The 24,807-nt window shown below is 72.5% G+C and carries 21 protein-coding genes; 7 read left to right on the top strand and 14 right to left on the bottom strand.

Annotated elements, in window-relative coordinates; translation table 11 throughout:
- Window positions 1–6 precede the first annotated feature (6 nt).
- Complete coding sequence (locus AB0883_RS03145; RefSeq protein ID WP_366639015.1) at window positions 7–1,878, top strand: nucleoside-diphosphate sugar epimerase/dehydratase; 1,872 nt, start codon at window positions 7–9, stop codon at window positions 1,876–1,878.
- A 60-nt stretch (window positions 1,879–1,938) separates the two neighbouring features.
- Here AB0883_RS03145 and wecB read toward each other — a convergent pair whose 3' ends face one another.
- Genes wecB through AB0883_RS03125 form a run of 4 tightly spaced genes read right to left on the bottom strand, consistent with a single transcriptional unit; the run spans window position 1,939 to window position 6,456 of the window.
- On the bottom strand, window positions 1,939–3,063 hold the full coding sequence (wecB, locus tag AB0883_RS03140) for a UDP-N-acetylglucosamine 2-epimerase (non-hydrolyzing) (RefSeq protein ID WP_366639013.1): 1,125 nt from the start codon (window positions 3,061–3,063) through the stop codon (window positions 1,939–1,941).
- Window positions 3,060–4,298, bottom strand: a complete 1,239-nt coding sequence (locus AB0883_RS03135; protein ID WP_366639011.1) for a glycosyltransferase family 4 protein — start codon at window positions 4,296–4,298, stop codon at window positions 3,060–3,062. The genes wecB and AB0883_RS03135 overlap by 4 nt, the downstream gene beginning before the upstream one ends.
- Complete coding sequence (locus tag AB0883_RS03130; RefSeq protein WP_366639010.1) at window positions 4,295–5,422, bottom strand: NAD-dependent epimerase/dehydratase family protein; 1,128 nt, start codon at window positions 5,420–5,422, stop codon at window positions 4,295–4,297. The genes AB0883_RS03135 and AB0883_RS03130 overlap by 4 nt, the downstream gene beginning before the upstream one ends.
- Complete coding sequence (locus AB0883_RS03125) at window positions 5,416–6,456, bottom strand: SDR family NAD(P)-dependent oxidoreductase (protein WP_366639008.1); 1,041 nt, start codon at window positions 6,454–6,456, stop codon at window positions 5,416–5,418. Before AB0883_RS03125 ends, AB0883_RS03130 begins: the two co-directional genes overlap by 7 nt.
- A 357-nt stretch (window positions 6,457–6,813) precedes the next feature.
- Between AB0883_RS03125 and AB0883_RS03120 the strand changes: the two genes are divergently transcribed.
- Both AB0883_RS03120 and AB0883_RS03115 read left to right on the top strand, forming a co-directional pair.
- Window positions 6,814–8,208, top strand: a complete 1,395-nt coding sequence (locus tag AB0883_RS03120; protein WP_366639006.1) for a hypothetical protein — start codon at window positions 6,814–6,816, stop codon at window positions 8,206–8,208.
- A 108-nt stretch (window positions 8,209–8,316) separates the two neighbouring features.
- Window positions 8,317–9,648, top strand: coding sequence for an O-antigen ligase family protein (locus AB0883_RS03115; RefSeq protein ID WP_366639004.1), 1,332 nt, complete (start codon window positions 8,317–8,319; stop codon window positions 9,646–9,648).
- Window positions 9,649–9,696: 48 nt separating this feature from the next.
- Here AB0883_RS03115 and AB0883_RS03110 read toward each other — a convergent pair whose 3' ends face one another.
- The gene (locus tag AB0883_RS03110) at window positions 9,697–10,989 is read right to left on the bottom strand and encodes a glycosyltransferase (RefSeq protein ID WP_366639003.1); all 1,293 of its coding nucleotides are present in this window, start codon (window positions 10,987–10,989) and stop codon (window positions 9,697–9,699) included.
- Window positions 10,986–12,107, bottom strand: a complete 1,122-nt coding sequence (locus tag AB0883_RS03105; RefSeq protein ID WP_366639002.1) for a glycosyltransferase — start codon at window positions 12,105–12,107, stop codon at window positions 10,986–10,988. Before AB0883_RS03105 ends, AB0883_RS03110 begins: the two co-directional genes overlap by 4 nt.
- Window positions 12,108–12,231: 124 nt before the next feature.
- On the opposite strand from AB0883_RS03105, the gene AB0883_RS03100 reads away from it, so the two are divergent.
- Window positions 12,232–13,518 carry a glycosyltransferase gene (locus tag AB0883_RS03100; RefSeq protein ID WP_366639000.1) on the top strand — a complete coding sequence of 429 codons (1,287 nt, stop codon included), beginning with the start codon at window positions 12,232–12,234 and terminating at the stop codon, window positions 13,516–13,518.
- Here AB0883_RS03100 and AB0883_RS03095 read toward each other — a convergent pair.
- From AB0883_RS03095 to AB0883_RS03085, 3 genes are read right to left on the bottom strand one after another with little or no spacing between them, the layout of a single operon-like run.
- A complete protein-coding gene (locus AB0883_RS03095; RefSeq protein ID WP_366638998.1) occupies window positions 13,410–14,123 on the bottom strand; it encodes an acyltransferase in 714 nt (237 codons plus the stop codon). The two genes, AB0883_RS03100 and AB0883_RS03095, sit on opposite strands and share 109 nt — an antisense overlap.
- 22 nt (window positions 14,124–14,145) lie before the next feature.
- Entirely contained in the window at window positions 14,146–15,636 is a 1,491-nt protein-coding gene (locus AB0883_RS03090) for a lipopolysaccharide biosynthesis protein (protein WP_366638996.1), read from the bottom strand.
- Entirely contained in the window at window positions 15,633–16,580 is a 948-nt protein-coding gene (locus AB0883_RS03085) for an NAD-dependent epimerase/dehydratase family protein (protein WP_366638994.1), read from the bottom strand. Before AB0883_RS03085 ends, AB0883_RS03090 begins: the two co-directional genes overlap by 4 nt.
- Before the next feature lie 214 nt (window positions 16,581–16,794).
- On the opposite strand from AB0883_RS03085, the gene AB0883_RS03080 reads away from it, so the two are divergent.
- A complete protein-coding gene (locus AB0883_RS03080) occupies window positions 16,795–17,724 on the top strand; it encodes an NAD(+)/NADH kinase (protein ID WP_366638992.1) in 930 nt (309 codons plus the stop codon).
- A gap of 50 nt (window positions 17,725–17,774) precedes the next feature.
- Here the strand turns inward: AB0883_RS03080 and pgm are convergent, their stop codons facing one another.
- Complete coding sequence (pgm, locus tag AB0883_RS03075; RefSeq protein WP_366638991.1) at window positions 17,775–19,421, bottom strand: phosphoglucomutase (alpha-D-glucose-1,6-bisphosphate-dependent); 1,647 nt, start codon at window positions 19,419–19,421, stop codon at window positions 17,775–17,777.
- Complete coding sequence (glgC, locus tag AB0883_RS03070; protein WP_121395617.1) at window positions 19,418–20,650, bottom strand: glucose-1-phosphate adenylyltransferase; 1,233 nt, start codon at window positions 20,648–20,650, stop codon at window positions 19,418–19,420. The genes pgm and glgC overlap by 4 nt, the downstream gene beginning before the upstream one ends.
- A 94-nt stretch (window positions 20,651–20,744) precedes the next feature.
- On the opposite strand from glgC, the gene glgA reads away from it, so the two are divergent.
- Entirely contained in the window at window positions 20,745–21,947 is a 1,203-nt protein-coding gene (glgA, locus tag AB0883_RS03065) for a glycogen synthase (protein WP_366638989.1), read from the top strand.
- 97 nt (window positions 21,948–22,044) lie between these two features.
- Here the strand turns inward: glgA and AB0883_RS03060 are convergent, their stop codons facing one another.
- The 3 genes from AB0883_RS03060 to AB0883_RS03050 form a co-directional block, all read right to left on the bottom strand.
- Entirely contained in the window at window positions 22,045–22,500 is a 456-nt protein-coding gene (locus AB0883_RS03060; RefSeq protein WP_366638987.1) for a type II toxin-antitoxin system VapC family toxin, read from the bottom strand.
- Window positions 22,490–22,729, bottom strand: a complete 240-nt coding sequence (locus tag AB0883_RS03055) for an AbrB/MazE/SpoVT family DNA-binding domain-containing protein (RefSeq protein ID WP_366638985.1) — start codon at window positions 22,727–22,729, stop codon at window positions 22,490–22,492. The genes AB0883_RS03060 and AB0883_RS03055 overlap by 11 nt, the downstream gene beginning before the upstream one ends.
- 68 nt (window positions 22,730–22,797) lie before the next feature.
- Complete coding sequence (locus tag AB0883_RS03050) at window positions 22,798–23,967, bottom strand: helix-turn-helix transcriptional regulator (RefSeq protein ID WP_366638984.1); 1,170 nt, start codon at window positions 23,965–23,967, stop codon at window positions 22,798–22,800.
- 464 nt (window positions 23,968–24,431) lie between these two features.
- Here AB0883_RS03050 and AB0883_RS03045 point away from each other — a divergent pair, with 464 nt between their 5' ends.
- Window positions 24,432–24,659 carry a winged helix-turn-helix domain-containing protein gene (locus AB0883_RS03045; RefSeq protein ID WP_334607023.1) on the top strand — a complete coding sequence of 76 codons (228 nt, stop codon included), beginning with the start codon at window positions 24,432–24,434 and terminating at the stop codon, window positions 24,657–24,659.
- The last annotated feature ends 148 nt before the right edge of the window (window positions 24,660–24,807 follow it).

Below are 24,807 nucleotides of genomic sequence, written 5' to 3'. Positions count from 1 at the left end.
GCACACATGCCGCCGGAAACAGAGACCACCCGACTCGGTGAGCAGAGGTCGCACCGGGCCAGGGCCCGCCGCCGCACCATCGGATTCCTCGCCACCGACAGCACCGCCTGGGTCGGCGGATTCGTCGCGGCGGTCTGGTTCCGCTACGAACTCGACCTGGCATCCGGCCAGCTCGCGCGCGCCGCCACCTGCGGCGCCCTCGCCGCCGTCGTGCACGTGGCCGTCGCGGCGGTCCGCCGGATCTACTCCGGACGCCACCCGCTGGGCAGCCTCCAGGAGGTGCAGGGCGTGGCGGGAACGGCGGCCACCACCGCCGCGATCATGCTGATCGGGCTGCTGCCGGCCGGCGTACGACCGGTGCCGGCGAGCACGCCGCTGGTCGGTGGCGCCCTGGCGCTGCTGTTCATGCTGACCGCCCGGTTCACCTACCGGCACCGTCGCGACCTCGCCATGCGCCCCGACGCCCGGTCCTCCAACCCGGTGCTGCTGTTCGGGCTCGGCGACGCCGGGCAGGGGCTGCTCCGGGCCATGCTCGGCGACCCGCGCGGACGCTACCGGCCCGTGGGCGCCCTCGACGACGACCCCGACAAGCGGGACCTGCGCATCGGCGGCGTACGCGTGCTCGGCGGGCGTCAGGACGTGGCGGCGGCCGTCCGGCGCACCGGCGCGACGACCGTGATCTTCTCCGTCGCCAACGCCGACGCCGCGCTGATCCGGCAGATCCGCGAGGCCACCCTCCAGACCGGGGCGGCGTTCAAGGTGCTGCCGCCGGTACGGGACCTCGTCGACCACCGGATCACCGTCACCGACGTCCGCGACGTGCAGATCGACGACCTGCTCGGCCGCCGGCAGGTGGCCGCCGACATGGCGCTGAACGGCGACGGGCTCAGCGGCCGGCGGATCCTGGTGACCGGCGCCGGCGGCTCCATCGGCTCGGAGCTGTGCCGGCAGCTGATGAAGACGGACCCGGGCGAGCTGATGATGCTCGACCGCGACGAGTCGGCCCTGCACGGTCTCCAGATGTCGCTGACCGGCCGGGCCATGCTGGACGGTCCCGAGCTGATCCTCGCCGACCTGCGCGACGACGAGGGCATCCGGCGGATCCTGCGGGAGCGCCGGCCGGACGTCATCTTCCACGCCGCCGCCCTCAAGCACCTCACGCTGCTGGAGCGCCACCCCGGCGAGGCGGTGAAGACGAACGTCTGGGGCACCCTCTCGGTGCTCGACGCGTGCCGCGACGTGGCCCGCTTCGTCAACATCTCCACCGACAAGGCCGCCGACCCGATCAGCGTCCTCGGCTACTCGAAGCGGATCACCGAGCGGCTGACCGCGCACGCCTCCTCCCGCTTCCCCGGCACCTTCCTCAGCGTCCGCTTCGGCAACGTGCTGAGCAGCCGCGGGTCGGTCGTGACCGCGTTCCAGCGGCAGATCGAGCTGGGCCACCCGCTCACCGTCACCCACCCGGAGGTGACCCGGTACCTGATGACGGTGCAGGAGGCGGTGCACCTGGTGTTGCAGGCCGCCGAGATCGGCCGCGACGGGGAGGCGCTGGTGCTGGACATGGGTGAGCCCGTCCGCATCGCCGACCTGGCCCGGCAGCTGGCCGAGCAGGCGGACAGCAGCGTGCCGATCGTCTACACCGGACTGCGCCCCGGCGAGAAGCTGCACGAGGACCTGTTCGGCACCGGCGAGACCGACGCCCGCCCGCTGCACCCGCTGGTGTCGCACGTGGCGGTGCCCGCCCTGGACCCGATGGAGGTCAGCGGCCTCGACCCGTACGACGATCCGGAGAAGGTGGTCGCGCAGCTCGCCCTGCTCTGCGACCACCCGGCCGGGCCGGTCCCCCGCGCCTCCGTGCAGGTGCCGTTGGCCCGCTGACCCGCCACACGGTGAGGGCCGGCGACCGGAAGCTCCGGTCGCCGGCCCTCGTGGTTGCGGTCAGCGGCGGATGCCCGCCCAGTCGTGGTGCCGGCGGACGGTGGAGAGGATGAAGTCGACCACGCGGCGGGAGGTGTCCGGGACCCGGTAGTCGACGGGGCACGGCACCCCCTGGGCGGCGACCTGGGCCACGGTGACCTCGACCGCCTCCACGACGCCCTGCGGGTCGAGCCCGGTCATGATGATGCCGCCGGCGTCGAGCGCCTCGGGGCGCTCGATCGACTCGCGCAACGTCACGGCGGGGAAGCCGAGGATCGCGGCCTCCTCGCTGATCGTGCCGCTGTCGGAGAGCGTGCAGAAGGCCCTGGTCTGCAGGTGCACGTAGTCGAAGAGGCCGAACGGCTCGTGGAACGCGATGCCGTCGAGGGCGGTCGCGTCCGGCGCCAACGCCTCCAGCCGCTTGCGGGTACGCGGGTGCGTGGAGACCAGCACCGGGTACCCCCACCGGTCGCGCACGGCCCTGAGGCAGTCGAGCAGGCGCTGGAGGCGGTCCGGCTGGTCCACGTTCTCCTCGCGGTGCGCGCTGACCACGAAGTAGCGGCCGGGCCCGAGGTCGAGCTGACGCAGGACGCCCGAGGCGGCCACGTCGGCCCGGTAGTGCTCCAGCACCTCCCGCATGGGCGAGCCGGTGTGCAGGATCCGACGCGGGTGCAGCCCTTCGGCGAGCAGGTTGCGCCGGGCGTGCTCGGTGTAGACCAGGTTGAAGTCGGCGACGTGGTCGACCAGCCGCCGGTTGGTCTCCTCGGGGACGTTGAGGTCGAAGCAGCGGTTGCCGGCCTCCATGTGGTAGACCGGCACCCGCATCCGTCGGGCCATCAGCGCGGCGATGCAGCTGTTGGTGTCGCCGAGCACGAGCAGCGCGTCGGGCCGCGTCTCGGCGATCGCCGCCTCCATGCCGACCAGCACGCCGCCCAGCACCCGGCCGAGCGACGAGGTGTCCACCCGCAGGAAGCGGTCCGGTTCGCGCAGCCGCAACTCCTTGAAGAAGACGTCGGAGAGCGTGCTGTCCCAGTTCTGTCCGGTGTGCACCAGCAGGTGGTCCACCGTGTCGTCGAGCCGGGCGATCACCCGGGACAGTCGGATGATCTCGGGTCGGGTGCCGACCACCGTCATGATCCGGGTCATGCCCGTCCTCTCTCTGCTGCCAGCTTGGTCATGATGTCCTCGAACTGGTCCACGCCCACCCGTAGCGACATGCGCTCCTGGTAGACCCGCCGGGCCCGCTGGCCCAGTTCCGCCCGGACCGCCGCGGACTCGGCCGCCGCGACGGAGAAGCGCGCGGCGAGCGCACGCCAGTCCCCCGGCGGGGAGACCAGGCCGACCCCGGCCGAACGGACCAGGGCCGCGGCGTCGCCGCCCACGGACGCGATCACCGGCGCGCCGCAGGCCAGCGCGGCCTGCAGCTTCGACGGGATGCTGCCGCGCAGCGCGGGCAGGTCGCGCAGGCAGACCAGCTGCCAGTCGGCGGCGGCGTACAGCGCGGCCATCCGTTCGGCGGGCTGCCGGCCGACGAAGCGCACGTTGTCGGCGCCGAGATCCGCGGCGAGCCGGCGCGCGGCCTGCTCGCCGGCACCCGAGCCCACCAGCACCAGGTCGATCCGGTCGCGCACGGCGGCCGCCGCCCGGATCGCGGTCTCGATCCCCTGCAACAGGCCGATGTTGCCGGCGAACATCACGGTGCAGCGCCCGCGGTGACCGAGCACCGCGCGGGCCTCGTCGGTGGCCGGCACCGGCCGGAACAGCGCGTCGTCCGTCCAGTTCCACACCACCCGGACCCGGTCCGGGTCCGCGCCCCGGGCCACGACCAGGTCGGCCATCGCCGGCGAGATCACCACGACGGCGCCGGCCAGGCGGTACGTCGCGCGCATCAGCGCGGCGACGCCGCGCTCCAGGGCCCGGCCCGCCCGGCCCGCGGGGGCCATGCCCGAGCCGAGCACCGACTCCGGCCACAGGTCCTGGACGTGCAGCACGATCGGCGTACGGCGGGCCAGGCGGGCCAGCGCCGCCGCGGCGGCGGAGGTGGGTGGCGGGTGGTAGACGTAGGTGACGTCGACACCCGCGAACCAGCGGACGCCGCCCAGCGCGCTGCTGGCCCCGAAGGACAGGTGGCTCAGCGCGCGCCGGGCGGCGGACGTGTCGTGGCTGGGGTAGGCGGGCACGCGCCGGACGGCGACCGGCCCGTCGGTCTCGGTGTGCCCCCAGCGCTGCCGCCAGCCGGGGAAGATCCGGCCGTGCGGATAGCTCGGGAAGGTGGTCAGCACCCGCACGTCGTGGCCGCGCCCGGCCAGTTGCCGCGCCAGGTTGCCCGGGATGAACACCCCTTCGGGCGGGTACCACTGGCTGACCAGGCCGATCCTCACGCGACGGCCACGGCGTGCTCCGGCCGGCCCGTCTCCACCGGCTCGGGCCAGGTGTCCGGCCGTCCCGGGTCGAACAGCTCGTTCGTCCAGAACATGGTGACCAGGTCGTCGCCGCCGGTGTTGACCAGCTTGTGCGCCCACATGGTGGGCATGTCCACCAGCACCGGCTCGTCGCCGGTGACCGGGAACCGCACCACCCCGGTCTCGCCGACCCGGCGCAGGCTGATCTCCGCCGACCCCCGCAGCACGACGAAGCGTTCCACCTTGGCCAGGTGGAAGTGCTCACCGCGGGTGACGCCGGGCCGGGTGGTGGAGCAGAAGGTCTGGCCGCCTCCCCCGTGCGCCTTGACCGTCTCGACCAGCTCGCCCCGGGCGTCCGCCCGACGGGGCAGCGCCAGCGGGTAGTGCGCCGGGAAGCAGTGCGAGCGGTAGGTGTTGAACAGCCGCACGTCGTGCCGGTCCACCAGGGCCGGCAGCTCGCCCGTCCGGTAGGTGGCGGCGACGACGGCGAGCCGGTCGGCGAGGGCCCGTACGCCGGTCCGCAGCGCCGGCATGGCCGGGTCCCACGAGCCACCGGCCGGTACGCCGACGAGCCGGGCCGCCGCGTCGGTGACGTGCACCAGACTCAGCTCGCGGTCGCCGTGCACCTCCGGCTGCCCGCCCTCGGCGAGCAGCCGGCAGAACGTCGCGACCGCGGAGTTGTAGTACGGCCGGCCGTGCTCGCCGTACAGGTTGGGCAGCAGGACGTCGTCGACGGGCAGGCCCGTGTCGGCCAGGATGCCGGCGGCGGCGGCCTTGGCGTCGCCGTAGGGCGTGCCGTTGCCGGCCTGCACCGAATTGGCGAAGACCACCGCGGCGGGCGGGGTCGGGCAGTGCTTGAGGCCCTGCGCGAGCTGGGCGGCGAGCTGCACGTTGCCGGCGGCGACGTCGGCCGGCTCGCCCCGGTTGACCCCGGCCAGGTGCAGCACCCGGTCGACGCCGTCGACCTTCGCCGCGACCCGCTCCGGGTCGGTCAGGTCGGCCCGGGTGACGACGACGGGCTCCGGCCAGCCGAGGACGCGCAGCAGCACCCGCACGTGCCAGCCGAGGAAGCCGCCGGCGCCGGTGACCGCCAGCCTCAGCACGCCAGCACCGGGTCCCGCAGGGCCAGCTCCGCGCGGACCTCCGGCAGCGTCTTCAGCAGCTCGACGATCTCCGGTACGCCCAGCCGCGGCGCGTTGGCGGAGTTGAAGTCCTCCCGCGGCCCCTGCCCCAGTTCACCCTCGGAGACGTAGAGCGCGTAGTTGAGGTCGCGGGCGTCCAGCGGCACCCGGAGGAAGTCGCCGAAGTCGTCCGCCTGGGCGAGTTCCTCCCGGCTGGCCAGCGTCTCGTCCTGCTTCTCGCCGTGCCGTACGCCGATCACGTCGAGCTTCGCGGGCACGTCGAAGAGTTCGCAGACCGCCTCGGCCAGGTCGCCGACGGTGCAGGCGACGGCCTTGCGGATGAAGATGTCGCCGGGCCGGGCGTGCTGGAAGGCGTGCTCGACCAGCTCCACCGAGTCGGCCAGCGACATCAGGAAGCGGGTCATCCCCGGGTCCGTCACCGTGGGCGCCCGGCCCGCCTTGATCTGCTCGATGAACAGCGGGATGACCGAGCCACGGGAGTACATGACGTTGCCGTACCGGACGCAGGAGACCGTGGTCGCGCTGTTCGGGTTGTTCCGGGCGTGCGCCTGGGCGACCTTCTCCATCATGGCCTTGCTCATCCCCATCGCGTTGACGGGGTAGACGGCCTTGTCGGTGCTCAGCACGACCACGGAGCCGACGCCGTTGCGCTCCGCCGCCTCGACGACGTTGGCGCTGCCCAGGACGTTGGTCCGCACCGCCTCCAGCGGGAAGAACTCGCACGAGGGCACCTGCTTGAGCGCCGCCGCGTGGAAGATGTGGTCGATCCCCCGGCTGGCCCGCAGCACCGAGTCGTAGTCGCGCACGTCCCCGACGTGGTAGCGCACCCGGTCGTCGCCGAGCTGCCGGCGCATGTCGTCCTGCTTCGCCTCGTCGCGGCTGAGCACCCGGACCTCGCCGACGCCGCGGTCGAGGAGGCGGCGCACCATCGTCCTGCCGAAGGAACCCGTGCCGCCGGTGATGAGGACCCGGCGGCCGTTGGTCGAATACGTCACTGGTTGCTCCCCGTCTCGGTTCTGGGATCGCGACGCCGCGCCGCAGGTCACAGGGCGGCGGTCACACCTGGCGCAACGAGCCGGGCCAGAGGCGGAAACGGTTAAACAGGACGAACGGGCGCAGTCGAAGTCGCCGCGACGCCGATCCGCTCCGCGCGACGCTATTTCACAAAACCGGCGAATTCCTCTATTGCGGACTGCTATAACACCAGTCAGCGGGCCGGCGAGGCCGCCACGCCGAGCGCGCCACCGGCAGCGGACGTGGTGAGCGCGTACGACCGGAGTCAGTGGACCACCACCCCGTCGGGAGACGCCCGACGGACCAGGTACCGATGCGGGGGCACCAGCCGGATGACGATGACGACAGCGGTCCGGGACGGGCGACTCCGCCCGGGGGCGCAAGCGACGGCACCACCTCCGGGACCGCAGGCCACCCCCGGGCACCGCAGACCGAGCCAGGCCTGGCTGCCACTGCTGGTCGCCGCGGCCTGGATGCTCGGCACGTTCGGACTGTTCTGGACCGGCGCCCTGGCCGAGCAGGTGACGCACCCCGTCCGGCTCTGCCTCTTCGTGTTCGCCGCGACCGCCGCCTTCGCGGCCGGGTACGCCGTACGCGTCCGGCGCCGGGAGAAGGCCCCGACCGGCACCGTGGGTGCGCCGACGGACGAGCGGCGGATCCGGCAGCTGGTCGTGGCGGGCGCCGTCTACCACCTCGCCCTCGGCGCGGCTCTTCTCCTCGAGTACGGCGCCACCGGACCGGGCGACATCGTGGCCAGCCTCCGGGATCCGGCGCAGGCGTACGCCAACAAGTTCGCGGTCTACCAGCACCAGCAGGACAGCGGGCGGGTCAATCCGGCGATCCAGGTGCTGACCCTGCTCGGGGTCCTGGGCGCCGTGCTGATTCCGCTGCTCGTCATCCACTGGCGACGGCTGTCGGGTGGCATCCGGGCGCTCGGGCTCACCGGGATGGGCGTCTACGCGCTCTTCTTCCTCTACATCGGCACCCTGAAGGGCCTGGGCGACTTCGTCGTGATGATCGCCGCCGGCCTGCTCGTCTGGGCCGCGCGCGACGGCGACCGGGCGCGGCCGAGGGCACGACGGGCTGCCCGACGGCGGTCCCTGGCGATCGTCGCCGTCGTCACGGCCCTGTTCTGCGCCTACATGGTGAACAGCCAGGCCGATCGGGTCGACCAGTTCGGCACCCAGGACCGGGTCCGCCCGAACGCCACCGTCGAGCGGATGGTCGGACCGCACCTGGCCACCGGCGTGGCCGCGCTGGTCATCTATCCGACGCACGGTTACCTGGGACTAGCCCACAACCTGGAGACGCCGTTCGTCTGGTCACGCGGGCTCGGCAGCACCCCGGCGGTCGCCTCGTACGCCGGGCAGTACCTCGGCGTCGACACCGACAGCCGCCCCTCGTACCCCGTCCGGACGGAGGCCCGGACCGGATACCCGTCGGGCATGTACTGGTCGACCATCTATCCCTGGCTGGCCTCGGACCTGACCTGGCCCGGGACCGTCCTGTTCATGGCACTCCTGGGCTGGCTCTTCGCCGCCATGTGGCTCGGCGCCGTCCGGTCCCGCCGGATCCTGCCGACGCTGCTCTTCGCCCAGCTCTGCCTGCTCGTCGCCTACATTCCGGCCAACAACCAGCTGGGCCTGTCCCGCCCCACGGTGATCGGCCTGGCCACCCTGCTGGTCGTCATGGCCTGGACAACTCTCCGACGGCGGGTGCGCACGGCGCTGTGAGCACCACCCCGGATCCGCTGCCTCGTTGACCCTCCGGAGACGGACAGGGGCCGACTCCGGCCCACCGGTCGACGCGACGGTGTGCCCGCCGGCGGGAGGAGGAGAGCCGTGAGTCGACGACACGACGCGCACGAGTCCGTGCTGGACCGCTCGGCGAGGCGCACGTCCCGCCTACCGGGGTACCGGGCTCCCCTCCCCCTGCTCCGCACGACCGGGCCCGCGCACGCCGCTCCCGAGGAAGCAGGGTGGCGGCTGACCTGGCTCGGCGTACCGCCGCTCGGCATCGCCGCCGCCCTCGCACCTGTCGACCCCGGTCTGGTGTTCGGATTCGGGCTGTGGCTGGCCGGGTTCGCGCTGCTCGGCAACGGTCGACTTCCGCGGCTCGGCCCCCTGGACCATCTGGCACTGCTGCTCTGCGGCTGGGCCACCGCCTCGTTGCTGTGGACCCACGACATGGCCGCCAGTCAGGTCGCGGTGCAGGCCTGGTGGACCGTCGCACTCCTGATGATCGCCGCCCGACACGTGCTGACCACCCGGCGACGGCTGCTGGTGGTGGCCGCCGCCCTGCTCGCCGGCACGGTCTGGACGGCGGTCCGGCTCGTCCTCGCCGGTCGTACCGACGAGTCCGCCCTCCGCGTCGGCCTGGACGGTGTGGGGATCAACTACACCGCCTACGCGCTGACCACCGGCACCCTCGTGTGCGTGATGCTCCTGGCTTCCCGGGTCGGAAACCGACTCGTCCGAGTCGGGCTCTGGTTACTGTTCCCGCTGTTCGTCCACGCAACCGTGCTGACCGGGACCAGGGCGAGTCTCATCGCCCTCGCCGCCGTCGGCGGCTACCTGCTCGTCACCCGGGTCCACCGGCACGCCTGGGCCTGGTCGGTGGCGGTGTCGGCCCTCCTGCTGGCGGTCGTGCCGTTCGGGCATCTCACCCCGCACCGTCCCGAGTGGCTCGACAGCGTCTTCAACAGACCACTGGACGACCTCTCCGGGCGGCTGCTCGTCTGGCCGATCGCCGAGGCGTCCTTCTGGGAATCGCCGCTGGTGGGCATCGGGGTGGGCGCGTTCCCGAGCGCCAATCCGTACTTCGGGATCGGCGCGCACTCGCTGCTGCTCACCCTCGGCAACGACGTCGGTCTCGTGGGGATCGCCGTCTTCGTCGCGCTGGTCGCTCAGGTGATCCGGGATGCCGCCCCGGCGTCCGCACGCCGCAATGCCCTCCTCGTGGGAGTGCTGGTCGTCGGCTGGACGCCCATCTGGCTGAGCGGGCACTGGGAGATCTCACCGGTCGCGTGGATGGTGCTCGCGCTCTGGTCCCGGCTGCCCGTGCTGCTGGCCCTGCCGCGCGGCGGCCGGCGTCGACGCCGGCGCTTCGACCCGTCCCTGCCGAGGCGCCCGGCGCCCCGCCGGGCGAACGACGTGCGGGCGGGGCGTCCCTGACGACCTGAGCCCGTGCGGACCCCCGACCGGTTCCGCGACGCCGTCCGGTCAGCGCGGACGGCTCCGCTCGGTCGGGAGGGCGGTCACCACCTGGGCTGGCACGTGGGGACGACGCCCCCCGGGCCGCGCCGCCAGGAAGTCCCGTATCCGTCGTCCCTGTGCCGCCGGGCCACGGGTCTGCCGGACGAAGTCGGCACCACCGAGCCCGATCCGGGCGCGCTCCTCGGAGGACAGCCGCAGCGCCCGGTCGACGGCCTCCCGCAGCTCTTCGGCCGCGCCGGAGCCGGCGAAGACCAGCCACGGCGCATAGTCCTCCGGGATACCCGGAAGCCGGGTCGTCACGACCGGGACCCCGGTGGACAGGTACTCGATGAGCTTCGACGGAAAGGACCAGCGGACGAAGTCCTGTCCGACCGGCCTCGGGTTCACCAGCACGGCGGCCCGGGCCAGCCGCGGCAGCAGGGCGTCGCGCGGCAGCAGTTCGGGCGGCGCGATGCGCGAGTCGGCGGCGACCTGTTCGTGCAGCCACCGCTCGAGTTCACCCCGGCCGTACACCCGCAGCCGCAGGTCGGGGCCCGGCAGCCCACGGAACGCCTCGACCAGCCGGTCGACGCCGTACGCCCGGCTCAGCCCGCCGGCGTACACCACCTCGCGCGTCCCGGGCGCGGCCGGCGCCTGGCCGGCGACGTCGACCCGGGACCCGACGGGATCGAAGATGCCCTCCATGACGAGCCGGGGCAGGCCCGGGGCGAAGTCCTCGGCGAGCGCCTCGGTCAGCGTGATCACGCCGGAGCAGCGCGCCAGCGCGGCGCGGACCAGGACCCGGTCCAGCCGACGCAACGACCGGACCAACCGACCGTCCGTGGGCAGGACGACGCTCGGCGGATCGGTCAACACCGGAACCACCCGTACGCCGAGACGACCGGCACGCAGCGCGCCGAACCAGAGGAAGGGCGAGTGCACCCCGTGCACCAGCAGTACGTCCGCCTTCTGCTCCCGCAGCACACGGGCGCCCTTCCGCCACACGGTGCCGAACCGGGTGAGGTGCTTCAGTCCGAGCGCGTTGACGAAGCCCAGCAGGTGACCGTCCACCCCGTCCTGGCGGAACGTCCCGGAGCGGAACCGGAGCTGGCGGTTGCCTGGCCAGTTGGAGACGGGGGCGGTCGAGAGCAGGTGCACGGGGCAGTTCGCGGCGCGCAGGCTGCGGACCAGCCCCCAGGCGAAGGTGTGCGTCTGGACGGGCATGGTCGCGTCCTGGCCCAGGATCCGGTCGAAGAGATCGTCCGGCACGGTGAAGCCGAGCAGGACGACCCGGACCTGGTCGTTCTCCGGGGCAGTCACCGGCGCAGCATCCGTTCGTAGACGCCGTCGAGCGCCCGGAGCATCTCCTCCAGGCTGTAGCTCTCGATGACGACCTTGCGGGCCAGCTGCCCCAGATGGTCCCGCTCGGCGGCGTCCGCGAGCAGCCCGGTCAGCGCCACAGCCAGGGCATCCGGATCTCCCGCCGGCACCAGCCGGCCACCTCCGGAGCGCAACACCTCCACGTTGCCACCCACCGCCGACGCGACCACCGGCAGGCGGTACGCCATCGCCTCCAGCAGCGCGTTGGAAAGGTTCTCGTGCAGCGTGGGGAAGACGAAGACGTCTGCTGCGGAGAGCAATTCCGGCACGTCCAGCCGGTTGCCCAGCATCCTCACCTCGGTCCCGCCCGCCCCGGCCAGCGCCGCCGCGATCCCGGCCCGGTCCGGTCCGTCCCCGGCGACGAGCAGGACCCGGCGGCCGCCGGCAGCCGGCAGCCGGCGTAGCGCGTCGGCGAGGACGCCGTATCCCTTGTCCCAGGTCAGCCGGGCCACCGCGATCATGACCACGTCGTCGGGACGCAGGCACAACTCGCCGCGGACCCGGTCGCGCGCCGCCGCGGGGTCGGGCGGCACCGGCACACCGTTGGGGACGACACCGACGAACTTCGCGGCGTACGGGCGCAGGAAGTCCCGTCCGGCGGCGTACTCGCAGACGGTGGCGACGTGGCTGGCCATGCGCAGCGTCGCCGGCTCCGCGCCCTGCGCCAGCAGGCGACGCCGCCAACCCCGGCCGACCTGCCGCAGGTCGCGCACCGTGCCGTGCACCGTGACCAGGATCCGGGGGCAGCCGGCCAGTCGGGCGGCGAGGACGCCGTGGAAGCCCTCGTTCTGCAGCCCTCGCACGTGCACCACGTCCGGCCGCGTCCGGCGGAGCAGGCGTACCCACCCGCGCAGCAGGGTCACATCAACGCCCCCGTTGCCGGCGCTCTGGTGCATGCGGACGAACTCGTAACGCTCGGCCAGCGGCGAGGCGAGCACCCGTTGCACGGCCGTCAGCGGACCGTTGGCCCCGGGCAGTCCGGCCGAGTGCTGCACGACCACCGGCCGGGACCGGCGCCGTGCCGAGGACGGCCGGTCCCGGAGGGCGAATGACTCCACGAACACTCCACTTCGGCTGGGGCGGCACCGACCGTCTGCACAGTCGTTGGTGACAGTGAGAGTGCGAAGAGTAACACCGACAATTGCCGTTATTGGTTTAGACGCCACTAATCGGAAGGACGGCATGGAGAAGCAGCAGTCGTACCGCCTGCCGGCACCACCCTGGGATGATCGGGGCCAGAAACTGATGGTCCTCGGGGCGTACCGGTTCCCGCACGGGGACGCCATGTCGAACCGGCTGCTCCACCTGGCGCTCTCCGCCACCCCCGAGGGCGCCACCACTCTGGTCGTCAACGACTGGCCGGCCGACGGCAGTCGCCCCGACTCCACTCCCGACCTGCCGCCCGACGTACGACTCATCACGCTGGCCAGCGGCAGCAGTGGCCGGTTCGGTCGGTGGCTACGTCAGCGCACCCGCCCCCTGCGGGTACTGGCGGCGCTCCGGCGGGCAGGAATACGAACGGATCAGCTGACGGGGGCATACCTGCCACTGGGGTTGTGGACCCTCACCACCTGGGCCGTCCTGCGGGTGGCGCTGCGCTGTCCACTGACCGTCGACGTGGTGGAGCGGCACGACCCGGAGCAGTTCCCCTACGGCCGCCTGACGCCGTACTTCATCCGGCACCGGTGGTCCGCCTTCATCGCCGGCCGCACCGCGGACCGGGTCATCGCCATTTCCGAGACCCTGGAGCGGCACTTCCTCAGGCGCGGTCGGCGGACCATGGTGGTCCCACCGCAGGTCGACTGCGCCGCCTACGACGACCCCGCGCCCTTGTCACTGCGCGACGGCCTGCGCCTGCTCTACGCCGGTTCGGCCGGCCCGAAAGATCTGCTCGGCGTCGTGCTCGCGGGGATTCGCCTGCTTCCCCCCGACGACCGCGCCAGGGTACGGCTGGTGATCGCGGGCATCAGCCGGGACCAGGCCACCGACGTCTCGGACCTGGACGAGCCTGCCCTGGCCGAACTCGGTGACCAGGTCACGTTCCTGGGCCGGCTGCCACGCCGGCGAGTGCTCGAAGAGCTGGCCTGCGCGCACTTCTCGGTGCTGGTGCGACCGCTCGCCCAGTACGCTCAGGCGGGGTTCCCATCGAAAGTGCCGGAGAGCCTGGCGGCAGGCTGCCCCGTCCTGCTCAACCACACCAGCGACCTGGCCCGACACATCGTCGACGGCCGAGAGGGCATCGTCCTCGCAGGGCCCGGAGCCGAGGACGTCAGGGACGGACTAGCCCGGGCGCTCACCCTCGACGACACACAATGGCAGCGGATGAGCCGGTATGCCCGGGAGCGGGCCCGATCCTTCGACTACCGGTCCTGGAGGTCGGCGGTGAGTGGATTCGTGACCGGCGCGGACCGCGGAGCCGGGGCCACGAACTGCGCCAACGCGGTGAGCTCACCAGGTTCCAGACGCTGACCCGGAGGATACAGCTCTCGCTCGTGCCGGATGATCGTCTCAACCGGCCAGCGGAGCCGGACCACCCGCGCCGGGTTGCCCGCGACGATCGCGTACGGCGGAACCGATCGGGTGACCACTGCTCCCGCGCCGATCACCGCGCCCCGGCCGACGGTGACACCGTGCAGGATGATGGCCCGCGTACCCACCCAGACGTCGTCGCCGATCGTGACGCCCCGGTCGTGCTGCTCGTCCCCCGCCTGCTTTCGCACGGCGATCATCGGCACGCCCACCCGGTCGATGCGGTGGTTGCCGCCCCGAATGGTGACTTCCGGTCCGAACATGACGTTGTTGCCGATCCGGATGCGGCTACGGGCGGCGATCAGCACGGGTCGGTAACCCAGGTCCACGTCGGAGCCGAGTTCGATCGTCTCGTAGGTGTAGATACCGTCCGGGTCGAACGCCACCCGATCCCCACGCACGGCGAACCGAGGCGCTGTCGCCCATCCACGTACCGCACGACGGATGCGAGAGCCGACCGTCCACGCGCCATCAAGTACGCGGGCAACGCGGTAGACCAGCGGCATCGGACGGCACGAGTCGACACGCATCAGGACCACCCGCATCCACGCCAGACCCCTACTGCACTCACGACATCACGGCGTTGCATTCCCCCACCCCCGAATTCCTGTCACCACGCTTCGCGACGACGGACAGTGTCCTGCGATAGCCGAACAGGGCCGCCGGCAGCACAGTGAGCGCGTATGAGACCGTCCCGGCGAATGCGATGCCCGCCAGACCAAATCGGCTCGACAAAGTGATCTTCAGAGCAAGAGAGACGACCAGGAAGGCCGCCCAGCCGACGAACTGCGGGCCGAGCAGACCGAAGCTGTTCTGGACCATGAACATCGGCGATGCCGAAGCCACCAGCACCGACCACGTGGCGAGCGCGGCGAGGACAGCGATTGGCGTCGTGGGCAGTTCCGTCGACCGCACCCAGGCCCGCAGGATGTCGTTGCCCAGCAGCACGAATATCCCCGCCGGCAGTGCCACGACCACAACCGAAAGGAACATCATCAGACGGGTGCTCCGGCGCACCCAGATCACGTCTCCCCTGGCCAGCGCATCGCCGTTGGCTGGCCAGAGCGGCGTATTCACCAGGGTCACGAAGAGTGCGAGAAGGCTGAACATCCGCAGGACCACGGAGTAGTTCGCCGCGACGTCCAGACCCAACAGCCGGCCGACGAGGAACGGATCCACGTTGAGCGCGGTGGAAGTCAGCACGGAGAGCGCGAAGAACCTGGCGCCGAGGCGCAACAGCCCACGCGTCACCGCCGGGCGTACGTCCCGTGGGCGGGGTCGCAGGAGGCGGTTCTGCCACCCGAAGTAGCAGATCGAGTTGCCCAGGTTCACCAGCGGGACGGCGAGGACGGCGGCGGCGACCACCAGCACCGGAGCAGCGTCGGCGGCCACGGCCGCGAAGACCAGGCCGACCGAGACGAGGCTGCCCCCCGCCTGCCAGAGGTTGCTCTGCGCCACCTGCTGGTGCGCGTACTGGACCCGTTGGATCAGGCCCAGCGGGATGTTGACCAGGAACGCCCCGAAGCAGAGCAGCACCAGAGCGCGGGTGTCCCGGGCCACGGCCGGGTCGGTGACGTTCAGCAGCGTGGGCCACGGAACCACCCGCGCGGTGGCCACCAGCACCGTCAGCAGGCCGACGGCCAGCGCGCCGAGCATCGCGTACGCGCTGGCGATCTCGCGGGCCGCCGCCGGTCGGTCTCCGGTGGCGTGCAGGCGGGCGAGCCGGGTGAGCAGCCCGTTGCCCAGCCCGAAGTCGGCGAAGAGCGCCATGCCGGTCAGCGAGGTGACCGCCATCCACAGGCCGTACCGCTCCGCGCCGAGGTGGGTGAAGGCGACCGGCGTGATCAGCAGCGGCGCCACGAGGCCCACCGCTCTGCCTCCGAGGGCGGAGACGATTCCGGTCACCAGGGCCCGGTTGCGGGACCGGCCGGCCTGCTGCGACGAGTCGTCGGCGTGGCCCGGTCCGGCCCCTCCGGCACCGGCTGCCGGCGCCGCCCGCACGGCGGCGTCGACCAGGGCCGCGGGGGCCCGGCCGGCGGCCGGTGGCCGGTCGGTCATCGGGCGAGCTGCTCCGCGTGCGCCTCGTACCACTGCACGGTCGCCCGCAGGGCCCGGGCGCGCGGCACCGGCGCCACCTCGGGGAAGAGCGCGCGCAGCGCCCTGTCGTCCGCGTCGGAGTGGCGCACGTCGCCCGCCCGCGACGGGCCGTGCTCCACCTCGAGACGGCGGCCGAGCACCTCCTCCAGCTCCGCGATCAGCTCCAGCAGCGAGAGCCGCGCGCCGAAGGCGAGGTTCACCACGTCCGGGGCGCAGACGCGGCGCAGGACCGCGTCGACGATCACGTCCGTGACGCTGCCGACGTAGGTGAAGTCGCGGGACTGGGTGCCGTCGCCGTGCACCTGGAGCGGCCGGCCCTCCAGCGCCGCCGAGACGAACCTCGGCACCACGGCGGCGTACGCGTGGTTGGCGGCCTGGCGGGGCCCGTAGACGTTGAAGAAGCGGAACGGCAGCACGCCGATGCCGTAGCAGGCGGCGTACGCGAGCGTGTAGGCCTCGGTGGCCAGCTTGGAGACCGCGTACGGGCTGACCGGCATCGGCCGCAGCGATTCCTGGCGGGGCAGGACCGGGTTGGCGCCGTAGACGGAGGACGACGAGGCGACCACGACGTGGGGCACCCCGTGGCGCCGGACGGCCTCCAGCACGCTGAGGGTGCCGGTGGCGTTGGCGTGGTGGCTGCGCAGCGGGTCGTCGATGGAGCGGGGCACCGAGCCGAGGGCGCCGAGGTGGACCACGCTGGCCGCCCCGCTGACGGCCTCGTCGAGCAGGTCGGGGTCGAGGATCGTCCCCGTGAACAGCCGCACCGGCAGGTCGAGCAGGTTGTCCAGCGACCCGGTGGAGAGGTCGTCGACGGCCACCACCTCGGTGACCCGCGGCGCGTCGGCGAGGGCGCGTACCAGGTTGGAGCCGATGAAACCGGCGCCACCGGTAACGACGATCTTCAAGGATCCTCCTCGTGGTTGCCGCCCCGGCGCGCCACCTGCGCGCGGGCACGGGGCATCGGGCCCGTGCGGACCCGCTCCCGTCTCCACCAACGACCCGCGCACCGGCGCGTCACGCGCAGAGCCCCGGACGTGACGAGGTGACACGTCGCGCGGTCGTCCGGCCCACCTCGCGGTACGCCCGTCCCGGAGCCCCGGGATGTGATGAGGTGTAGGCATGGACCGGAGCCGGCTCGGGCTGGTGCTGCACCCCACCCGGGACGTCTCCGCGGTGGTCGACACCATCGTGACCTGGGCCGCCCGGCACCACATCTCCCTGGCCGTACGCGCCGAGGACCGGCACCGCGTGCCGGCCACGGTCGAGCCGCTGCCGGTGGGTGAGGTGGCCGTCCGGTCGGACGCGCTGATCGCCATCGGCGGCGACGGGACGATGCTCGGCGCGTTGCGGTCGGCCGTGCACGATCCGAAGCCGGTGCTCGGCGTGCACGTCGGCAAGCTCGGCTTCCTCGTCGAGGTGGAGCCGCCGGAGCTGCCGAGGGCGCTGGACCGGCTGGTGGCGCACGACTTCACGGTGGAGAGCCACAGCTGCCTGGCCTGCGACGTGTGCGGCGACGACCTCGTCGCGTTCAACGACATCGCGCTGATCCGCCAGCCCGGTTCCGGCTTCGTCAGCGCCTCCCTCGCCGTCGACGGGCAGCAGTACGGGTACTACCGCTGCGACGCGCTGGTGGTCAGCACCCCGACCGGCTCGACCGCCTACAGCTACGCCGCCGGCGGCCCGCTCGTCTCGCCGGCCACCGAGGCGGTGGTGGTGACCCCGTCCGCCCCGATGGCCGGCATCTCCCGTGCGCTGGTGCTCTCCCCCCACGAGACGGTCCGCCTGCAACTGCGCGAGGGCTCCGGCCCGGTCGCGGTGGAGGTGGACGGCCTGGTCATCCGGGACGCCGCGACGGAGGGCGTCGTGCAGATCCGCTACCGGCACGACGCCGGCCTGGTGGTCCGCCTGGACCCGCGCCGCTACCAGGAACGCAACCAACTGAAGCTGAGCCTGCTGGACCTGCCGCTGCTTCCCGAACAGCTGCGGGAGCTGCTGCCGGAGGGCCTGCGGGAACGGTTCAACCGCCGCGAGCTACCCCCGCCGCGCTGACCCGCCGGCCGTGCCCCGGTGTCGGCTCCGGTGGGCGGCGAGCCGGGTGCTCAGGCCCGCTCGAGGACCTCCGAGACCAGGTCCTTCGCCTCCTGCTGGATCCGGGCCAGGTGCTCCGGGCCCTGGAAGGACTCGGCGTAGATCTTGTAGACGTCCTCGGTGCCCGACGGCCGGGCGGCGAACCAGCCGGACTCCGTGGTCACCTTGAGCCCGCCGATCGGCGCGTCGTTGCCCGGAGCGGTGGTGAGGGTCGCGGTGATCGGCTCGCCGGCCAGCTCGGTCGCGGTCACCTGCTCCGGCGAGAGCTTCCCGAGCACGGCCTTCTGCTCCCGGGTCGCCGGCGCGTCGATCCGGGCGTACGCTGGCGCGCCGAAGCGCTCGGCCAGTTCCGCCCAGTGCTGGCTGGGGGTGCGGCCGGTCGTCGCGATGATCTCGGCGGCGAGCAGGCAGAGCAGAATGCCGTCCTTGTCGGTGGTCCACGTGCCCCCGTCGCGGCGCAGGAAGGACGCGCCGGCGCTCTCCTCGCCGCCGAAGCCCACCGCGCCGTCGAGCAGCCCCGGAACGAACCACTTGAAGCCGACCGGCACCTCCAGCAGCGGGCGACCCAGGTCGGCGGCGACCCGGTCGATCATCGAGGAGGAGACCAGGGTCTTGCCGACCGCGGCGGCCGACCCCCACTGCGTCCGGGTGCGGAACAGGTGGCCGATCGCCACCGCGAGGTAGTGGTTGGGGTTCATCAGGCCGCCGTCGGGGGTGACGATGCCGTGCCGGTCGGCGTCGGCGTCGTTGCCGGTGGAGACCTGGTAGTCGGCGCGGGCCGCGATCAGGGAGGCCATCGCGTTCGGCGAGGAGCAGTCCATCCGGATCTTGCCGTCGCCGTCCAGGGTCATGAAACGCCACGTCGGGTCGACCGTCGGGTTGACCACGGTCAGGTCCAGGCGGTGCCGCTCGGCGATCTCGCCCCAGTAGGCCACGCTCGCGCCGCCGAGCGGGTCGGCGCCGATGCGCACCCCGGCGTCGCGGATCGCGTCGATGTCGATCGCCGCCGGCAGGTCGTCGACGTAGCGGGCGAGGAAGTCGTACGACCCGGTGGTGTCGGCGGCGCGGGCCCGCGCGTACGGGATCCGCCGGACCTCCTTGAGGCCGTCGGCGAGGATCGCGTTGGCGCGGTCCTGGATCCACCTCGTGACGTCGCTGTCCGCCGGGCCGCCGTGGGTGGGGTTGTACTTGAAGCCGCCGTCGTCGGGCGGATTGTGCGACGGGGTGATGACGATGCCGTCGGCGAGCCCGCTGGTGCGCCCCCGGTTGTGGGCGAGGATGGCGTGCGACACCGCCGGGGTGGGCGTGTAGCCGTCGCGGCTGTCCAGCAGCACGGTGACCTCGTTGGCGGCGAGCACCTCGAGCGCGTCCACGGCGGCCGGGGCGGAGAGCGCGTGGGTGTCGCGGCCCAGGAACAGCGGGCCGTCCAGGCCCTGCTCGCGGCGGTAGTCGCAGAGCGCCTGGGTGACCGCGAGGATGTGGTCGGAGTTGAACGCGTGGCGCAGGCTCGACCCGCGGTGCCCGGACGTGCCGAAGGAGACCTGCTGCGCCGGGTCCTGCGGATCGGGGTGCTCGGCGTAGTAGGCGGTCACCAGCCGCGGCACGTCGACCAGGTCGGCGGGCTGGGCGGGCTTGCCGGCCCGGGGATGACTGCTCACGGTTCCACCTTCTGTCCCTTGCCGATCACCACGATGCCGTTGTCGGAGACGGTGTAGCGCTGCCGGTCCTTCTCCAGGTCGACGCCGATCTCCGCGCCCTCGGGCACGACCACGTTCTTGTCGAGGATCGCCCGGCGCACGACCGCGTGCCGGCCGATGTCGACCCCCTCCATCAGCACCGCACCGTCCACGTGCGCCCAGGAGTGCACCTTCACCTTGGGCGAGACGACCGAGTTCTCCACCAGCGAGCCGGAGATCACCGCGCCGGGCGAGACCATCGAGGCGACCGCCCGGCCGACCCGCTCGCCCCACTGGTGCACGAACTTGGCTGGCGGGTAGGTCAGCTGCCCGGTGTAGATGGGCCACTCGAAGTTGTAGAGGTTGAACACCGGGTGCACGTTGATCAGGTCCATGTGGGCGTCGTAGAAGGAGTCGAGCGTCCCCACGTCGCGCCAGTAGCCGCGGTCCCGGTCGGTGCTGCCGGGCACCTCGTTGTCGCGGAAGTCGTAGACGTTGGCCTCGCCGCGCTCGACGAGCATCGGGATGATGCTGCCGCCCATGTCGTGCTTGCTGGTCTTGTCCTCCGCGTCGCGCTCGACCGCCTCGCAGAGCGCCTTGGTGCTGAACACGTAGTTGCCCATCGAGGCGTAGATCTGGTCGGGCGCGTCGGGCAGGCCGACCGCGTCGGTGGGCTTCTCCCGGAACGCCCGGATCCGCCGGCCGTCCTCGCCGACCTCGATGACGCCGAACTGGTCGGCCATCGACAGCGGCTGCCGGATGCCGGCCACGGTGACGCCGGCGCCGGAGGCGATGTGGTCCTCCACCATCTGGCGCGGGTCCATCCGGTAGATGTGGTCGGCGCCGAAGACGATCACGTGGTCGGGCTGCTCGTCGTGGATCAGGTTGAAGCTCTGGTAGATCGCGTCGGCGGAGCCGGCGAACCACCACGGGCCGCGGCGCTGCTGCGCCGGCACGGGGGTGACGTAGTTGCCGAGCAGGGTCGACATCCGCCACGTCTTGGTGATGTGCCGGTCCAGCGAGTGGGACTTGTACTGGGTCAGCACGACGATCTTGAGATAGCCGGCGTTCGCCAGGTTGGACAGGACGAAGTCGACCATGCGGTACATCCCGCCGAACGGGACGGCCGGCTTGGCCCGGTCCGTGGTGAGCGGCATGAGGCGCTTGCCTTCTCCGCCGGCCAGGACGATCGCGAGCACCTTGGCAGCCATGTCCAGACGCTATCTACCCCGCCGTCACTTCACCACTCGTACGGCACAGTTCCACAGCCGGTGCGGCGGCGCGTTCTGCACTAGGGTGCCGTTCATGAACGACTCCGCCGGGCTGCGCGTCGACCTGCTGACCCGTGAGTACCCGCCCGAGGTGTACGGCGGCGCCGGCGTGCACGTCGAGTACCTGGCTCGGGAGCTGCGCCGGCTCGCCGACGTGCGGGTGCACTGCTTCGGCGCGCCGCGCACCGAGGCGGGTGTCACCGCGTACGCCGAACCGGCGGGCCTGACCGGCGCGAACGCCGCGCTGCGGACGATGGGCGTGGACCTGGAGATGGCGGCGGCCTGCGCCGGCACCGACGTGGTGCACAGCCACACCTGGTACGCCAACCTGGCGGGGCACGCCGCGAAGCTGCTGCACGGCGTGCCGCACGTGGTGACCGCGCACAGCCTGGAGCCGCTGCGGCCGTGGAAGGCCGAGCAGCTCGGCGGGGGCTACGCGCTCTCCTCCTGGTGCGAGCGCACGGCGTTCGAGGCGGCCGACGCGGTCGTCGCGGTCAGTGAGGGGATGCGGCGCGACGTGCTGACCGCCTACCCGGCGGTGGACCCGGACCGGGTCCGGGTGGTGCACAACGGCATCGACACGGCGCAGTACGCCCCGGACCACGGCACGGACGTGGTGGACCGGCTCGGCATCGACCCGGCCCGGCCGAGCGTGGTGTACGTGGGGCGGATCACCCGGCAGAAGGGCCTGCCCTATCTGCTGCGCGCGGCGCGGGACCTGCCGGCGGACACCCAGCTGGTGCTGCTCGCCGGGGCCCCCGACACCCCGGACATCGCCGCCGAGGTGGAGGGCCTGGTGACGGAGCTGCGGGCGAAGCGCTCCGGGGTGGTGTGGGTCGCGGAGATGCTGCCGAAGCACGAGGTGATCCAGGTGCTCACCCACGCCACGGTCTTCGTCTGCCCCTCGGTCTACGAGCCGATGGGCATCGTGAACCTGGAGGCGATGGCCTGCGAGACGGCGGTGGTTGCCACCGCCACCGGCGGCATCCCCGAGGTGGTCGCCGACGGCGAGACCGGGCTGCTGGTCCCCATCGAGCAGGCCACCGACGGCTCCGGCCGGCCGCTGGACCCGGACCGCTTCGTGGCCGACCTGGCGGCGGCGATGAACGAGATGCTCGCCGACCCGGTGAAGACCGCCGACTTCGGCCGGGCCGGGCGGCGGCGCGCCGTCGAACACTTCTCCTGGGACGCCATCGCCGCCCGGACCTTCGAGCTCTACCGCTCGCTGCTGGTGTGAGTAAGGCGCACCGGTTGGCCGCGTACGGCGTGCGTGCCGAGGTCAGGTGGCGCCGAAGGTGGTTCGTGCGAGGCGCCGGCCGGTGGGCCGCGCGGCCTCAGCCCGTCGGGGTGATCAGATCGAGCCTCGGGAAATAGGTGCGGTAGCGGGCGCCGTCGCGGGTGAGCAGCCGATACCCGCACACCGCGGCGTGCGCCCCGATGTAGAAGTCGGCGATCGGCGATCGCTTGGCCCCTCCCCGGGAGCGGTATCTGGCGTAGGCCTTCCCGGCCAGGAACCCGGCCGGGTAGGGCAGTTCCTCGCGGAGGAAGTCCGCCGCCGGAAGCGCCTCGTCGAGCTCCTCGATGGTGTCGAACCGCACGGAGACCTCGGCGTAGACGATCGGGTTGACCACCAGGGCGCCGGTGTCCCGAGCGGCGGCGAGGGCGTCACTCGACCAGCCCGCCCAGTTCGGGTCCTCGGTGAAGATGTCGAGCAACACGTTCGTGTCCACCAGCGTCGTGGCGGAGTCGGCGGGTCGCGGCGCCAGCGCGCGGAGCCGCTCACTCCCCACGTAGCAGCTCCATCAGCTCGTCGGTGGACATACCGCTGGTCTGCGACGCACCGCCGCGACCGCGCATGTGCCGGACCAGACGCTGGCCCCTGGTCTCCGCGCCACTCACCCGGACGATCCGCAGCGCACCGCCCTCCTCCACGACGTCGACCTCGTCGCCCTCGTGCAGCCCGTGTCGGGCTCGCAACGCTGCCGGGATCGTGACCTGGCCCTTGCTGTTGAGTTTCATGACGCCCCCCTACCACGTAATACAAACGATACGTGTCGGGGATGGGTTCGGGCAGGCCACAGGCAGCCTCAGGTGACGTGCAGGGCGGCGGCGAGGCGGGCCAGGCCGGCGGGAGCGGCGGCGTACCGGGCCACGGTGGCGACCAGGTCGCGCGCCGCCGGCCGGTCGTGCACCTCGCTGTGCGCGGTGCGTTCGGCCTCCAGCAGCGCCCGCCCCGCCCGGACCATGTCGCCGGCGAGAGCGTGTACGCGGGCCACGTCGAGCAGGTACGCCGCCCGGTGCTCGAGCGGCAGCCACCGCCACTGCTCACCGCAGACCAGCCGCTCGTGCCGTACCGTCGCCGCCTGCACGTCTCCGACGGCGGCCTCGGCCACCACCCGCGCCGCCTCGACCGACGCCCGACCGAAGCCGACGGTGCCGACCGCTGCCGCGGCCTGGTCGAGCATGCCGGCCACCCGGCGCTCGTCTCCCCGGCCGGCAGCGGCGAGGGCGGCCTGGAGCAGCAACGTCACGCGCAGCGACGGGGCACCGTCACCGCCCGACGACAGGGCACCCTCGGCCGACTCGCGCGGCGGGAGACGGCGGGCGGCCACGAGCGCCGTCTCCATCGCTGAGCGCCGCCGGCCGACGGCCCGCAACGCCTGACTCAGCGGCACGGTGGCGACGGCGGCCAGCCGCGCGTCGTCCGTGGCCAGCGCCACGGCCATCCCCCGGTCGGCGGCCAGCCACGCCAACTCTCCCTGACCGACCTTGACCAGCACCAGGGCGACGAGCCCGTACGCGGACACCAGCAGCTCGTCGGCAGCCCGGCCGGGGCGGGCAACCCGCGCCTCGCGGGCGGCGTCGAGCAACCCGGGCAGCAGGCCGAGCAGGATCGGATACCGGGCGTGCCGGTAGCTCTGCTCGGCATGATCGAGGCGGCCCCGCACCTTCGCGACGTCGGGCGGCCGGGACGACGCCTCGACGTGGTAGCGGGCCAGGGCGGCCCGGATCCGCGCCACACCGGCAACGGCGACGTCCGGTTGCCCGAGCCGCTCCGCGAGCAGAACCTCCATGTCGATCCGCAGCGCCTCGGCGACCTCCCGCAGGTTGGACATCCGTTCCAGCGGGCGCACTCCGCGCTCGACCTTGTCCACCCAGCTCTTCGACTTGCCGAGGCGGTCGGCGAACTGCTGCTGGGTCATGTTGCGCCGCACCCGCCACTGGGCGACCCGCCGGCCCACCGGCAGGCCGGTCACCGCCGGCCCGTCCCGCTCACCGCAGGATCCCGGCCGCGACGAGCACGAGTACGAGCAGCGCTACCGTGATGCCGTAGGCGTACTGGCGACGGGTGAGCGGCGCGCTGCGGGCGGGGCGGACAGGGCACCTGATCCCCGTCGGGGTGCCGAGCGCGGGCACCCGGGACCGGGTGTGCCGCCGGCAGCGGCCCGTCAGGCGGACGCTCCTGCATGGTGAGCCTCCTTGCGGGTGAGCACGAAACGTGCGGTCAGAACGAGGTGCGCGAAGCATGCGGTGCGGATCAGGGCGGGTCGGGCGGCGAGGACGGTCCGCGTTCCCTCGCCCGGCCCGGGGGCACTCCGCTGCTGACGAGAGAACCCCTGCCACTCGCAACTTAGGACCCTTAGTAGCCAGAGTCAACACAGGGTCCACACCGTGTCGCGCGCAGTGAGACGCTGGACGGGCTGACGAGAGGTGGTCCCCCATGCCCCGCAAGCCTGTCTACGAGCAGGTGGTCGATGACATCACCACTTCGATCCGAAGCGGCACACTCAAGCCCGGCGACAAGCTGCCCACGATCGCCGAACTCGCCCGCCAGTACAACTCGTCCGACAACCCGATCAAACGGGCCCTCTGGATCCTGGATGAGCGGGGCTGGATCGAGGTGCACCAGGGCAAGGGCTCGTTCGTGGCGCCCGAACCGCCCGCCTGAACCCGATCTTCCACCGGCTGGGCATAGCGTTCCGAATCTCGGGACAGCAGTAGATCTTGGCAGGAAACGGCCCTTCAAGGGGCCACTTCGTACCAAGATCTACGCCGCCAATACCCACGCCCGCCAGCCGCCGCGCCCTGAAGGGCTG

The sequence above is a fragment of the Micromonospora sp. NPDC047812 genome, from assembly GCF_040704175.1.
Lineage (GTDB): Bacteria > Actinomycetota > Actinomycetes > Mycobacteriales > Micromonosporaceae > Micromonospora.
This window is presented reverse-complemented; position numbering and strand designations above follow the sequence as displayed.

What these genes read in the sequence shown, in the direction of transcription:
- AB0883_RS03095 (WP_366638998.1), bottom strand. Translation starts at nt 14,123, where the DNA reads ATGCGGGTGGTCCTGATGCGTGTCGACTCGTGCCGTCCGATGCCGCTG.
- AB0883_RS03120 (WP_366639006.1), top strand. Translation starts at nt 6,814, where the DNA reads ATGACGACAGCGGTCCGGGACGGGCGACTCCGCCCGGGGGCGCAAGCG.
- AB0883_RS03045 (WP_334607023.1), top strand. Translation starts at nt 24,432, where the DNA reads ATGCCCCGCAAGCCTGTCTACGAGCAGGTGGTCGATGACATCACCACT.
- glgA (WP_366638989.1), top strand. Translation starts at nt 20,745, where the DNA reads ATGAACGACTCCGCCGGGCTGCGCGTCGACCTGCTGACCCGTGAGTAC.
- glgC (WP_121395617.1), bottom strand. Translation starts at nt 20,650, where the DNA reads ATGGCTGCCAAGGTGCTCGCGATCGTCCTGGCCGGCGGAGAAGGCAAG.
- AB0883_RS03080 (WP_366638992.1), top strand. Translation starts at nt 16,795, where the DNA reads ATGGACCGGAGCCGGCTCGGGCTGGTGCTGCACCCCACCCGGGACGTC.
- AB0883_RS03145 (WP_366639015.1), top strand. Translation starts at nt 7, where the DNA reads ATGCCGCCGGAAACAGAGACCACCCGACTCGGTGAGCAGAGGTCGCAC.
- AB0883_RS03090 (WP_366638996.1), bottom strand. Translation starts at nt 15,636, where the DNA reads ATGACCGACCGGCCACCGGCCGCCGGCCGGGCCCCCGCGGCCCTGGTC.
- wecB (WP_366639013.1), bottom strand. Translation starts at nt 3,063, where the DNA reads ATGACCCGGATCATGACGGTGGTCGGCACCCGACCCGAGATCATCCGA.
- AB0883_RS03100 (WP_366639000.1), top strand. Translation starts at nt 12,232, where the DNA reads ATGGAGAAGCAGCAGTCGTACCGCCTGCCGGCACCACCCTGGGATGAT.
- AB0883_RS03055 (WP_366638985.1), bottom strand. Translation starts at nt 22,729, where the DNA reads ATGAAACTCAACAGCAAGGGCCAGGTCACGATCCCGGCAGCGTTGCGA.